This is a genomic window from uncultured Ferrimonas sp. (assembly GCF_947489035.1).
Classification (GTDB): Bacteria; Pseudomonadota; Gammaproteobacteria; order Enterobacterales; family Shewanellaceae; genus Ferrimonas.
Genome location: NZ_CANLCI010000013.1, coordinates 91,200 through 104,267, shown reverse-complemented (window position 1 = coordinate 104,267; position 13,068 = coordinate 91,200). Strand labels below are relative to the sequence as shown.

At 55.3% G+C, this 13,068-nt stretch carries 12 protein-coding genes; 4 read left to right on the top strand and 8 right to left on the bottom strand.

Features of this window, described 5'->3' with window-relative positions:
• Window positions 1-291 precede the first annotated feature (291 nt).
• From fba to epd, 3 genes are all read right to left on the bottom strand, one after another.
• Window positions 292-1,359 (bottom strand): class II fructose-bisphosphate aldolase, encoded by a 1,068-nt coding sequence (gene fba / locus Q0796_RS09965; protein WP_298442461.1) that lies wholly within the window; start codon window positions 1,357-1,359, stop codon window positions 292-294.
• Between the two features lie 101 nt (window positions 1,360-1,460).
• Window positions 1,461-2,639 carry a phosphoglycerate kinase gene (locus Q0796_RS09960; RefSeq protein ID WP_298442459.1) on the bottom strand — a complete coding sequence of 393 codons (1,179 nt, stop codon included), beginning with the start codon at window positions 2,637-2,639 and terminating at the stop codon, window positions 1,461-1,463.
• A gap of 15 nt (window positions 2,640-2,654) precedes the next feature.
• The gene (gene epd, locus Q0796_RS09955) at window positions 2,655-3,674 is read right to left on the bottom strand and encodes an erythrose-4-phosphate dehydrogenase (protein WP_298442456.1); all 1,020 of its coding nucleotides are present in this window, start codon (window positions 3,672-3,674) and stop codon (window positions 2,655-2,657) included.
• Window positions 3,675-3,799: 125 nt separating this feature from the next.
• Here epd and Q0796_RS09950 point away from each other — a divergent pair, with 125 nt between their 5' ends.
• The 3 genes from Q0796_RS09950 to Q0796_RS09940 all read left to right on the top strand — a co-directional run bounded on the left by Q0796_RS09950 (window position 3,800) and on the right by Q0796_RS09940 (window position 6,095).
• On the top strand, window positions 3,800-4,492 hold the full coding sequence (locus Q0796_RS09950) for a pseudouridine synthase (RefSeq protein ID WP_298442453.1): 693 nt from the start codon (window positions 3,800-3,802) through the stop codon (window positions 4,490-4,492).
• Window positions 4,493-4,550: 58 nt separating this feature from the next.
• The gene (locus Q0796_RS09945) at window positions 4,551-5,384 is read left to right on the top strand and encodes a S1-like domain-containing RNA-binding protein (RefSeq protein WP_298442450.1); all 834 of its coding nucleotides are present in this window, start codon (window positions 4,551-4,553) and stop codon (window positions 5,382-5,384) included.
• Window positions 5,385-5,483: 99 nt separating this feature from the next.
• On the top strand, window positions 5,484-6,095 hold the full coding sequence (locus Q0796_RS09940; RefSeq protein ID WP_298442447.1) for a LysE family translocator: 612 nt from the start codon (window positions 5,484-5,486) through the stop codon (window positions 6,093-6,095).
• A 120-nt stretch (window positions 6,096-6,215) separates the two neighbouring features.
• On the opposite strand, the gene rfaH is transcribed toward Q0796_RS09940, so the two are convergent.
• From rfaH to Q0796_RS09915, 5 genes are all read right to left on the bottom strand, one after another.
• Entirely contained in the window at window positions 6,216-6,743 is a 528-nt protein-coding gene (rfaH, locus tag Q0796_RS09935) for a transcription/translation regulatory transformer protein RfaH (RefSeq protein WP_298442445.1), read from the bottom strand.
• Window positions 6,744-6,901: 158 nt separating this feature from the next.
• A complete protein-coding gene (purU, locus tag Q0796_RS09930; RefSeq protein WP_298442442.1) occupies window positions 6,902-7,735 on the bottom strand; it encodes a formyltetrahydrofolate deformylase in 834 nt (277 codons plus the stop codon).
• Window positions 7,736-7,912: 177 nt separating this feature from the next.
• Window positions 7,913-8,329: a nitrate reductase cytochrome c-type subunit gene (locus Q0796_RS09925; protein WP_298442439.1), complete on the bottom strand. Its 417-nt coding sequence runs from the start codon at window positions 8,327-8,329 to the stop codon at window positions 7,913-7,915.
• A gap of 10 nt (window positions 8,330-8,339) precedes the next feature.
• Complete coding sequence (napA, locus tag Q0796_RS09920) at window positions 8,340-10,829, bottom strand: nitrate reductase catalytic subunit NapA (protein WP_298442436.1); 2,490 nt, start codon at window positions 10,827-10,829, stop codon at window positions 8,340-8,342.
• The gene (locus Q0796_RS09915) at window positions 10,826-11,089 is read right to left on the bottom strand and encodes a chaperone NapD (protein WP_298442433.1); all 264 of its coding nucleotides are present in this window, start codon (window positions 11,087-11,089) and stop codon (window positions 10,826-10,828) included. The genes napA and Q0796_RS09915 overlap by 4 nt, the downstream gene beginning before the upstream one ends.
• A 382-nt stretch (window positions 11,090-11,471) precedes the next feature.
• Here Q0796_RS09915 and Q0796_RS09910 point away from each other — a divergent pair, with 382 nt between their 5' ends.
• Window positions 11,472-12,920, top strand: coding sequence for a DEAD/DEAH box helicase (locus tag Q0796_RS09910; RefSeq protein ID WP_298442430.1), 1,449 nt, complete (start codon window positions 11,472-11,474; stop codon window positions 12,918-12,920).
• Window positions 12,921-13,068 lie beyond the last annotated feature (148 nt).

Genomic DNA, 13,068 nt, shown 5'->3' with positions numbered 1-13,068 from the left:
AAGCCGAAGGCAGGATGCCGTAGAGGCCAGTTAAGCCATGGATGGCGCATCTGGCCGTTGCTGCAACGCAATGCGGCGAGAACGAGGCTAAGTTTGGAGAGTCAGCGTCACTCCAAGGCGCTTGGGATTGCAAAGGGACGAGTCCCTTGCCCGCCGCCGGGCGGTCCCGGCAATGACCTTTATGCCGCAGCGGGTCATCCACAATAAGTTCAACAGCTCATTGGTACACAGCCCCAAAAAAAACGCTCACCAAGGTGAGCGTTTTTTCAAGTAATCACTGTGCCCTTAGGCTTAGATGTTTACTTTTGGATCCAGTTCGCCGGTCTGGTAGCGCTTGTACATCGCTTGCAGGCTCAGAGGCTTCAACTTGCTGCCGTTACCGGCACAGCCGAAGGCTTCAAAGCGATCGGTACAGATCCCAGCCATGGCATCCATCGACGCCTGCAGGAATTTACGTGGATCAAATTCCGCTGGGTTTTCCGCCAAGAACTTACGCACCGCACCGGTAGAGGCCAAACGCAGATCGGTATCGATGTTCACTTTGCGAACGCCGTACTTGATGCCTTCCACGATCTCTTCCACTGGCACGCCGTAGGTTTCTGGGATCTCGCCGCCGTACTGGTTGATGATCTCCAACCACTCTTGTGGCACCGAAGAGGAGCCGTGCATCACCAAGTGGGTGTCTGGGATGCGAGCGTGGATCTCTTTGATGCGATCCATACGCAGCACTTCGCCGGTCGGCTTCTTAGAGAACTTGTAAGCGCCGTGGGAAGTACCGATAGCGATAGCCAAAGCATCCACCTTGGTGGCCGCTACGAAGCGAGCCGCTTCTTCTGGATCGGTCAGCAGCTGATCGTGGCTTAATACGCCTTCAGCACCAACGCCATCCTCTTCACCGGCCATGCCCGTTTCCAAGCTGCCCAAACAACCGATTTCACCTTCCACCGACACACCACACGCGTGGGCAAACGCCACGGTGCGCTGGGTTACTTGAACGTTGTAACCGTAATCCGCTGGGGTTTTACCGTCGGCACGTAAAGAACCGTCCATCATTACCGAGCTAAAGCCCATCTGAATAGAACGCTGGCACACGTCTGGCGAGGTGCCGTGATCCTGGTGGATACACACTGGCACGTCTGGGTACTGTTCCAGCGCCGCGTTCATCAGGTACTTCAGAAACTGTGGGCGAGCGTATTTACGCGCACCGGCAGAGGCCTGAACGATGACGGGTGAGTCAGTCTGCTCAGCCGCCTGCATGATGGCACGCATCTGCTCTAGGTTGTTTACGTTAAACGCTGGGACACCGTAGCTGTGCTCGGCGGCGTGATCCAGTAACTGTCGTAGGGAGATCAAGGCCATGATGGGCTCCAATTATTTATTATGTTTTAAAGTTTTACGTGGCGGGCTCGGTTAACCCCGCCACGAAGGCAATTGTCAGTGACTTCCTGCCTTATGAAACGTTACTTGGCCGCACGCTTGGTCAGCATCGCCACGGCGGGCAAGGTTTTGCCTTCCAGGAACTCAAGGAACGCGCCGCCACCGGTAGAGATGTAAGACACGTCATCAGAGATGCCGTACTTATCAACCGCTGCCAAGGTGTCACCACCGCCTGCGATAGAGAAGGCGTTCGATTCAGCAATGGCACGAGCCACGCGCTCGGTGCCTTTGCCAAACTGGTCAAATTCGAATACGCCCACTGGGCCATTCCAAACAATGGTGCCGGCGTTTTTGAGGATCTCAGCCAGTGCTTCAGCGCTGTCTGGGCCGATATCAAAAATCATGTCTTCGCTGGTGGTATCCGCTACGCCTTTCAAGGTTGCGGTGGCGTCTTCAGCGAACTTATCAGCACACACCACATCGGTAGGTACTGGGATGTCGCCGCCATTGGCTTGGGCATCGGCAGTCAGTTTCTGCGCCTGCGCCACCAGATCGGCTTCGTACAACGACTTGCCCACTGGGTGACCCGCCGCTGCGATAAAGGTGTTGGCAATACCCCCACCAACAACCAGCTGGTCCACTTTGGTGGCCAGTGATTCCAATACGGTCAGCTTAGTTGACACTTTAGAGCCACCAACGATGGCCACCATTGGTCGGGCTGGGTTATCCAGCGCCTTGCCCAGTGCATCCAGTTCGCCAGCCAGCAGTGGGCCAGCACAAGCGATTGGGGCGTACAGGCCAACACCGTGGGTAGACGCTTGGGCGCGGTGGGCGGTACCAAAGGCGTCCATCACGTAGATGTCACACAGGCTGGCGTAGGCTTTAGACAGACCTTCGTCGTCTTTTTTCTCGCCGCGGTTAAAGCGCACGTTTTCCAGTACCGTCAGTTGCCCTGGCTTGGCTTCAAAACCGTTCAGGTAGCTGCCCTGCAGCGCCACTGGCACATCCAGTTTTTCTGCCAAGTAATCCACTACCGGTGCCAGCGAGAACTGTTGCTCAAATTCACCTTCGGTTGGGCGCCCCAAGTGCGACATCACCATGACGGTAGCGCCCGCGTTCAGCGCGTGCTTAATGGTTGGCAAGGACGCTTCAATACGTGCAGCCGAGGTCACTTTGCCCTCTTTTACAGGCACGTTCAGATCTTGGCGGATCAATACGCGTTTGCCGGCCAGATCCAGATCGGTCATTTTGAGAATGGTCATAATTTACCTCAAGGTTTATAAAGTTGATTTGGCAGCGCGCAGCGCCAACGCGGTATCCAACATCCGATTGGCAAAGCCCCATTCGTTATCGCACCACAGCAGTAATTTCACCAAGTGACCATCGGCTACTCGGGTTTGACTGCCGTCGATAACGCAAGAGCGTGCATCATGATTAAAGTCGATGGAGACCAGCGGCGCTTGGGTAAAACCCACGATGCCGGGAAATTGTTGTGCCGCTTGCTCGAGCAAACGGTTTACCTGCCCAATATCGACCCGTTCGCTCAGGGTCAAAGACAGGTCCATCGCGGTCACATTGGTGGTGGGCACACGCACCGCGATGGCTTCAAATTTGTTGTGTAGATTCGGTAAGATCCGCTCAATGCCACGGGCAAGGCGGGTATCCACTGGAATGATCGATTGGCTGGCGGCACGGGTGCGGCGCAGATCGTCATGGTAGGCGTCGATCACTTGTTGATCGTGCATCGATGAGTGGATGGTGGTGATCGCCCCACGTTCAATGCCAAAGGCATCGTCGATCAGTTTCAGCACCGGCACACTGCAGTTGGTGGTGCAAGAGGCGTTCGAGACAATGCGCTCGTCCCCGGTCAGGGCTTGATGGTTTACCCCATACACCACGGTGGCATCGACGCAGCTGTCGGCGGGATTCGAGATGATCACCTGCTTGGCACCAGCATCAATGTGGGCTTGGCAAGCCAACGCGGTTTTAAAGCGGCCAGTGCATTCAAACACTATGTCGATGTTCAATTCAGCCCAAGGCAGTAAGCGCGCGTCGCTTTGGTGATGCAACGCAATGCGATCCTCGCCCACCAACAGTTCGCCAGCGGCGGTGGTTACCGGCAGATGGAAGCGACCGTGGGTGGTATCAAACTGGGTCAGGTGCGCCATCCCTTCGGGCTTAGCCAGTTCATTGATGGCCACAATCTCGATCTGCTCGCGGCGGCCACTCTCGTAGAGGGCACGCAATGTAGAGCGACCGATCCGGCCATAGCCGTTAATGGCAACGCGTAAAGTCATGACTGCCTTGTTATGCGCGGGCCTCAGCCCGAAGATAAAATCGCCCGTATTCTAGCGCAAACGCCGCTGCGACCAAAGCGATTCTCAATGGCTAAGTGGTTATGGTAGTGCGACAATATGCGCTTATGAGAGTAGACAGATTATTAACCAACCAGCCGCAGTGGAATCGGCGCCAAGCGCTGTTGTTGCTGGCACAGGGTCAGGTGCGGATCAATGGCAGCGTCATTCGCAATGCCGAAGCTGAAGCCGATCAGTTTGCCCAGGTGTGCGTGAACCACCACATCATCCAAGCGGGGGTGGCTCCGCAATACTGGATGCTGAACAAACCCGCCGGTGTGGTGAGCGCCACCCGCGATCCGCAGCACCCAACCGCGCTGGCGTTACTGCCAGCAGAGCTGCAGCCGCAATTGCACATCGCAGGCCGTTTAGATAAAGCCAGCACCGGCTTGCTGCTGCTGACCAACGACGGCTTGTGGTCGCGCCGCATCACCGAGCCCGCGCTAAAAAAGCCCAAAACCTATTTAGTTACGCTGGGCAATCCCATCGATCCTGACACCGCCGCACGCTTTGCCGAAGGGATCCACTTCGAGTATGAAAACATCACCACCAGCCCCGCCCAGCTGCAGCAACTGAGCAGCCATCAAGCACGATTAACTATCTTTGAAGGGCGCTATCATCAGATCAAGCGGATGTTTGGTCGCTTTCGCAATCCGGTGGTGGCATTGCATCGGGAAACCATGGGGCCGATCGCGCTCGATCCCAACTTAACTTGCGGCCAATCACGGCCGTTAACTGCCGCAGAAATCACGGCAATTTAACGACAAAGTCGATATACTCGGCGCCCTTTTTAGTTCTTAACCCTTTTGTGGAGTCAGCATGGTCGAAATCGGTCAATACAACACCTTACAGGTGGTGAAAAAAGTGGGCTTTGGCGTCTACGTCGATGGCGATGACTTAGGTGAGATCCTGCTGCCAAACAAATGGGTGCCAGCGGGCACCGAAATGGGCGACATGGTTGAGGTGTTCATCTACCTTGATTCGGAAGATCAGTTTATCGCCACCACCATGAAGCCTAAGGCGCAGGTGGGCCAGTTCGCCAGCTTAAAGTGCACCTCGATGACCGATTTTGGTGCCTTCCTCGATTGGGGCTTAGAGAAAGATCTGCTGGTGCCATTTAACCAGCAGAAGAAGCCATTCGAAGTGGGCCGCTACTACATCGTCTACCTGTACGTGGATAAGCACAGCGACCGCATCGCCGCTTCCGCTAAGATCGATCGCTTCTTAGATAACAACGCCGCCACCTACAGCAATGGCGACAAAGTGAATCTGCTGATCGCCGGTAAGTCCGACTTGGGCTACAAAGCGATCATCAACAACGAACACTGGGGCGTGCTCTACTTCGACAGCGTATTTAAAGATCTGAAACCGGGCATGCGGATGCCGGGCTTCATCAAAAAAGTACGCGAAGGCGGCGGCATTGATGTGTCCATCAACCCACCGGCACACAAGCAGGCGGATCAGCTGGGCGATCACATCATCAGCTACCTGAAAAAGCAGCCTAACGGCTTTGCGCCGATCTACGACAAAAGCGATCCAGAAACCATCAAGCAAACCTTTGGGGTGTCCAAAGCGGTGTTTAAACGCGCCATCGGCGGCTTATACAAAAATGGCCGCATCACCATATTAAAAGATGGTATCGAACTGAAATAAGTTCAGGGTTACCATCCATAGGCCGCGGCATTGTCCGCGGCCTATTGCGTTTTACGCCATCCAACACCACGGGCTTCGCCCCCAACCAAAGAGCCCGCCATGCCAGAGATGCACACCCTCGCCCTGTTCATTCCCACCTTCTTTTTGGTGTCGATCACCCCGGGCATGTGCATGTTATTGGCGCTCAGCTTGGGCATCAGTGTGGGGCTTAGGCGCACCCTGCCGATGATGCTAGGGGAGTTGGTTGGGGTGACTGCCGTTGCCCTGGCCGCCGCCTTTGGCGTGGCCGCATTGCTATTAACCCACCCGGCTCTGTTTACCGGCTTAAAAGCGCTGGGCGGCGCTTACCTTATCTACTTAGGGCTAAGTTCATGGCGCAGCAGTGGCGGCTTGGTGACCACAGACGACATCACCGACATCAGCCGCCGCAGCTTGGCGCTGCGTGGCTTCACCACCGCCATTGCCAACCCCAAAGGCTGGGCCTTTATGGTGGCGCTGCTGCCGCCGTTTCTGAACCAACAAGCGCCGCTGCTGCCACAAATGGCGGCACTGCTGGCGGTGATCGTGGTGTCTGAATTCATCTGCATGAGCCTCTACGCCAGCGGCGGCAGCACTTTGCGCCGACTGCTCAATCGCGACAACGTCAAACTGATGAACCGCATCTCCGGCTCAATCATGGTGCTGCTGGGCGTGTGGTTGTGGCTGGGGTAAGCGCCCCACAGTTCGCTAACAGATTGCAGCAATGCCGACGCACGAGCTTTACATAAGTCGCGAGGCTTCAATAAAAAACGGCGCCACAGGGCGCCGTTTTTCGATCACAGAGTCAAGCTGTTACAACCGCCGAAAGCCGAGATTATCCATCGGCAAGCGCTGCCGCTTGCCCAGCATCTTCACCAGCAAGATGCTGCGTTTGTCGCCGTCGGGTTCGTCAAACACGGCGTCGAGATTGGCAAAGGCACCACCGAGGATCTTCACCTTATCGCCCTTATTGGGCCGCGGTTCTGGCGCAGGCTCTGGCGCCGTGGCTTGGTCGCGTTGCTGTTGTGCTTGGCGCTGTTTTAACGCCTCACGCAACGTCACCACCACCGACAGTTCAACCGGTGCCAGCTGGCCGTTCGGGCGCACAATGGCCGCCACATTGGGCACACGCGTAATGTGAGAATAGGGGGTGATGTGCGGATCAAAACGCACAAAAATGTAGTTAGGGAACAGCGGCGTTGCCACCAGCTTCTTTTTCCCCGCGACGATTTTTTCCACATCCAATTGTGGCAAAAAACTGGTGACCCCTAGCTGTTCAAAGGCTTGTTTTACCGCTTTTTCTTTTCGCCCTTTGCAGTACAAGAGATACCACGCTTGCATCCGTTCTTACCTTGTTCGCTGTAACACCATTGCCCAAGCCCACGAAAATTCGGGGGCTTGGTCGATAGTACAGACTAACAAACTGCGGCGACTGACCCAAGCTTACGGGCACGGTTATTGACTTGGTTGCTGCCTTTTACCGCAACCAAGAACCGCTTTTAGAGCACCACGGTTTTATTGCCGCTGACAAACACTTGATCGGCAAACACTAGCTGCAGCGCGTTGGCCAACACACTGCGTTCAACATCGCGGCCCTTGCTGGCCATCTGCTGCCAACTGTCACTGTGATCAACTGGGATCACCTTCTGACAGATGATCGGCCCTTCATCCAGATCGTTGTTCACAAAGTGGGCGGTGGCACCAATGATTTTAACCCCTCGTTCAAACGCTTGTTTGTAGGGGTTGGCCCCGATAAAAGCCGGTAAGAAGGAGTGGTGAATGTTGATGATCTTATCGGCGTGGGCGCCCACAAACTGCGGCGACAGGATCCGCATGTATTTGGCCAACACCAGATAATCCGGTTGGTATTGGGCGATCACGGCCTGCACTGCGGCTTCGTGCTGCGCGCGGCTGAGATCCTCGTGGCTCACGTGGTGAAAAGGGATGTCGAACTTTTCCACCAAGGATTGCAGCACATCGTGATTGCCAATGACGGCCAGCAGGTTGGCGTTTAAGGCATCAAACTGATGTTTAATCAGCAGATCACCAATGGCATGAGACTCTTTGGTTACCAGCACAACGATGTTTTTCTTCGCCACGGGTTTTAGCTCAACGTGGGCGCTGGGAATGATTTGATGCAACTGGCTCAGCACCGCTTCGGCGTCAAACGCCCCTTCGATTTCGCTGCGCATAAAAAACAGGTTACGGGCTTTATCCACGTACTCGCTGTTGAGGTCAATATTGATGTTGTGTTGATGCAGCACACCGGTGATCAGGTGGATAAGCCCCACTTTATCAACGGTGTCGATCAACAGTACCCAGCGGCTTTTCATGGCTTACTCCTTCAACGGCCCTAGCCCACATCATATCGAGGTGCTGCGCCGCTGTAGCCTAGGGCGCTGGCTATCAAGCCATAACAGATGCCGGGCATAAAAAAACCGACGGCATTGCCGTCGGTTTTGGGGTTGCTGAGCCAACCGTGTCGGAGCACGGCGGCTAACAAGCGGCCGTTAGAAGTTGTTGCCGATGCGCGCAGGCTGATCGGAAACCGCTACGTGACACTGGTGACAGTTGTAGAAACGGTTATCCAGTTTGCCATCGGTTTCAAAGTGAGACGCGTGGGTTGGGGTAGCACGTGCTTTCTTACCCGGTTTGGCTGGCTTGTGGCAGGTGGTACAACCGTTGCGTTTCAGGTTGGTTGGCTTCTTGTACGCGTGCGGGATCAACGGTGGCTGACCGTCCCAGTTGCGCTCGATGGCGGTGCCTTTTTTGGCGTAAACCGGATCCGCATCGCGAACCATGGTTACGGCAACAGGCGTGCCATCGCGCATCCCTTTAGGGGCTTCCACTTGCTTTGGTGCTTCGGTCATACCACAGCCGGTTAATACCAACGCGGCCAGTACGCCAGAGATCAGAGTCTTTTTCATGATCAATTCCTTATGCCTTAACCACTTTAACCGGACATTTCTTGAAGTCAGTCTCTTTGGACAGCGGATCGGTCGCATCCAAAATCAACTTGTTTACCAAGGCGCGGGCGTCGAAGAATGGCATGAAGATCAGACCAACCGGCGGCTTGTTACGGCCTTTGGTTTCAACCCGAGTGCGTACTTCGCCACGTGGGCTGGACACAACCACTTCGTCGCCATCGTTCAAACCACGCGACTTCGCGTCCTGCGGGTGCATGTACACCTTGGCAGCAGGCATTGACTTGTTCAGCTCTGGCACACGACCCGTCATGGAAGCAGTATGCCAGTGCTCAAGCACGCGACCGGTAGACAACCACAGGTCGAACTCTTTGTTTGGCTCTTCCGCTGGGGCTTCGTATGGGGAAGCGATGATCACCGCTTTGCCATCTGGCTTGCCGTAGAAGTCGAAATCAGAACCGGACTTAGCGTACGGATCCATGCCTTCTTTAAAGCGCCATTTGGTTTCTTTGCCATCAATTACCGGCCAGCGCTTACCACGGGTTTCGTGGTACACATCGAACTGGTCCAGATCGTGATGGTGGCCACGGCCAAAGTCGGCGTACTCTTCGAACAGGCCTTTCTGTACGTAGAAACCGAAGTCATCAGACTCGTCGTTCAGCTCAGAAGTACACTCGCTGCGTGGGTACTTATCGACCACACCGTTGGCGTACAGTACGTCGAACATGGTTTTGCCACGGTACTCTGGCTTCTGCGCCAACAGCGCTTCTGGCCACACTTCTTCCATGGTGAAGCGCTTAGAGAATTCCATGATCTGCCACAGATCCGATTTGGAACCTGGCTGCGGGTTAACCATCTGGTGCCAGAACTGAGTACGACGTTCCGCGTTACCCACACCACCCTCTTTCTCTACCCACATGGCGGTTGGCAACACCAGATCGGCGGTCAGCGCGGTGACGGTTGGGTACGGATCAGAAACGATGATGAAGTTTTCTGGGTTCAGGAAGCCCGGCAGGGTTTCTTCGTTGATGTTTGGCCCGGCCTGCAGGTTGTTGGTACACATGGTCCAGTAGACGTTCATGTCGCCATCTTTCAGCTTACGGCTGTGCAGTACCGCGTGGTAACCCGGCTTCGGTGGAATGGTGCCTTTCGGCAGCTGCCACTTCTTCTCGGCGATATCACGGTGCGCTTCTTTCATGACCACCATGTCGGCTGGCAAGCGGTGAGCAAAGGTGCCCACTTCACGAGCGGTACCACAAGCGGATGGCTGGCCCGTCAGCGAGAATGGGCTGTTGCCCGGCTCGGAGATCTTACCGGTCAGCAAGTGCAGGTTGTAGATGGAGTTGTTGGCCCACACACCACGGGTGTGCTGGTTCACGCCCATGCACCACAAGCTCATTACTTTCTGCTTTGGATCGGCGTAAACCTTAGCCAGTTCGATCAGGTTCTCTACCGGCACGCCGGACATTTCAGACGCCATCTCAACGGTGTACTTAGAGATGTACTTGCTGTACTCCTCGAAGCTCATCGGCTTGGTTTTCTTGTTGCCTGGGTTCTTGGCGGCTTGTTCCAGCGGGTGCTCTGGACGCAGGCCGTAACCGATGTCTGGCGTTGCTTCCGCAAACTTGGTGTGCTTGTTGACGAAATCATGGTTAACCGCATCATTCTGGATGATGTAGTTGGCGATGAAGTTCAAGATCACCAAGTCAGACTGTGGCTTGAACACCATCTTGTTGTCAGCCAGCTCGAAACAACGGTTCTCGTAAGTAGACAGAACGTGAACGGAGGTCTCTTTCGGGTGAGTCAGACGGCGATCAGACAGACGCTGCCACAGAATTGGGTGCATCTCGGCGGCGTTAGAGCCCCACAGCACGAAGGCGTTGGCGTGTTCGATGTCATCGTAACAGCCCATTGGCTCATCAATACCGAAAGCACGCAGGAAGCCCACTACCGCAGACGCCATACAGTGACGGGCGTTTGGATCGATGTTGTTGGTACGGAAACCGGCTTTCATCAGCTTGGCCGCTGCGTAGCCTTCCCAGATGGTCCATTGGCCTGAACCGAACATGCCGACCGAGGTTGGGCCTTTCTTCTTCAGCGCGGTTTTCCATTTGTCGGCCATCACATCAAAGGCGGTGTCCCAATCCACTGGAGTCAGCTCGCCAGATTTATCAAATTGGCCATCTTTCATCCGCAGCAGTGGCGAAGACAGACGGTCATTGCCGTACATGATCTTCGGCAGGAAGTAACCCTTAATACAGGCCAAACCTTTGTTTACTGGGCTTTCGCTATCGCCTTTAGAGGCAACCACTTTATCGTTTTGGGTACCCACCATGATGGAACAACCGGTGCCACAGAAGCGACAGGCGGCTTTTTGCCATTTTAAGGTGGAGTTACCCGCTTCGGCGGCTTCTACCATTTTGATTGGCAGGGTAGCGCCAACCACGGTAGCAGCGGCGGCTGCGGCGTTTGCTTTAATAAAATCGCGACGACTGATGCTCATGCGGCGTTCTCGCTGTCTAGTTGATCAACTTGGTGATAAGCCAAAGTGGTGGATAGGATTCCGTTCATCGCCTGAATGGCTTCAATGCCATCCAACACTTGCTGACGGGTACTCCCTTCGATAACCACAACGTATTTATGGTCTTCGGTGTGGGTAACCAGTTCAGTCCCTCGAAGCGCGCTCAGCTGGCTAACCACCTGCTCGTGTTTTTCGGGATTGGCGTGTACCACCAAACTCACAACGTGATATTCCTGTTCCACTTTCAGAGCCTTATCAGGGATTAAGATGACCTAAGTATCGTTATGCCTATATTAGTTGCTCTATACCCATTAGGGGGTAAAAGAATCAACCGTCGACCGCGGTCACAATAGTCGCTCACAGAAATGAGATTTTGACATTTTTTAACCAGCACAATGTGTTGCCAAGCAAGACCAAAATTCAACCAGCCGGATGCAATCTGAGCAATCCCGCCTAACCCCGCCACAGCACCAGCAGATCACCCATCGGATAAAGTGGCTGCGATGGCTTGCTATTGCAGCAAAACCACAAGAAATCTCGGCAGCCGCGCTAGGCTTGGGGTACACTTCCGCCTCATTCAAGCGCCATCCTGGCTCGCTTGTGCAAGCAGAGTAATTCCCATCTATGCAGTTTTCTGATCTTGGTTTAGCCAAACCGATCCTCGATGCCGTCACCGCCGCGGGCTATGACGCCCCAACCCCCATTCAGGCGCAAGCCATCCCCGCAGTCATGCAGGGTAAAGATGTAATGGCGGCAGCGCAGACCGGCACCGGTAAGACCGCTGGCTTCACCTTGCCGATCCTGCATCTGCTTAATAAAGGCGACCGTGCCCGCAGCAATAAATGCCGCGCTTTGGTGCTTACCCCAACCCGCGAATTAGCGGCTCAGGTGCAGGAAAACGTGCAGGCCTACGCCAAAAACACCAACCTGCGCAGCGCCGTGGTTTTTGGTGGGGTTAAGATCAACCCACAGCTGCAAAAGCTGCGCAGTGGCGTTGACGTGTTAGTGGCCACCCCAGGTCGTTTGCTGGACTTGTACCAGCAAAACGCCATTCGCTTTGATCACCTCGAAATGCTGGTGCTGGATGAAGCGGATCGGATGCTCGACATGGGCTTCATTCGCGACATCAAAAAGATCTTAAAGCTGCTGCCAGCCAAGCGCCAAAACCTGCTGTTTTCAGCGACCTTCTCAGAAGAGATCCGCGACTTAGCCAAAGGCTTGGTGCACAACCCGGTGGAGATCTCGGTCACCCCGCGCAACGCCACCGCCAAAACCGTTGAGCAAGTGGTTCACCCAGTAGACAAAAAGCGTAAGCCGCTGCTGCTGGCGCAACTGATTGGCGAAAACAGCTGGCAGCAAGTGTTGGTGTTTACCCGCACCAAACACGGCGCGAACAAGCTGACCAAGTACCTGACCGAATTCAACATCACCGCAGCGGCCATTCACGGCAACAAGAGCCAAGGCGCTCGTACCCGTGCGCTGGCTGATTTCAAATCCGGTGAAGTACGCGCCCTGGTCGCCACCGACATCGCCGCCCGTGGTCTGGACATCGATCAGCTGCCGCAAGTGGTGAACTTCGAGCTGCCACAGGTGGCCGAAGACTACGTGCACCGCATTGGCCGTACTGGCCGTGCTGGCGCCAGTGGCCACGCGATCTCCTTGGTGTGTGCCGACGAATGGGAGCAATTGGTTGCCGTTGAACAGCTGACCCAGAAGCACCTAGAGCGTGAGATCATTGAAGGCTTTGATCCACAAAACCCGCTGGAGGCTTCTAAGCCGATCCGCCCATTGAAAGCGAAGAAGCCAAAGAAGCCGAAAAAGCCACAGCCACAAGGCGAACGTGACGAGCAGCCACACGGTGATGCCCCGCGACGTCGCAAGCCCCAAGGCAATCGCAACGGCCAAGGCGCTCACAGCGGCGACAGCAAGCCGGCTGGTCAGCGTCGTCGCAGCAGCAACAGTGGCAACCGCAGCAACCCAGGTGGCGGCGAAGGCAACTCTGGCAATCGCGGCGGCCAAAACCGCAGCGGCAATCGTGGTGGCCAAGGCCGCAGCCAATCCGGTAACCGGTAAGCGCAGCGCACTTATCCCGTAACCATAAAAAAGGGCGTCCATTGCGGACGCCCTTTTTGCTGATGGCCGCTGCTGCTCCGCTGCGCCAACGGCACAGGCAAGCGCCGCCACAAAAAATGGCGCTCATTTTTACGCCAGTTAATGTTAG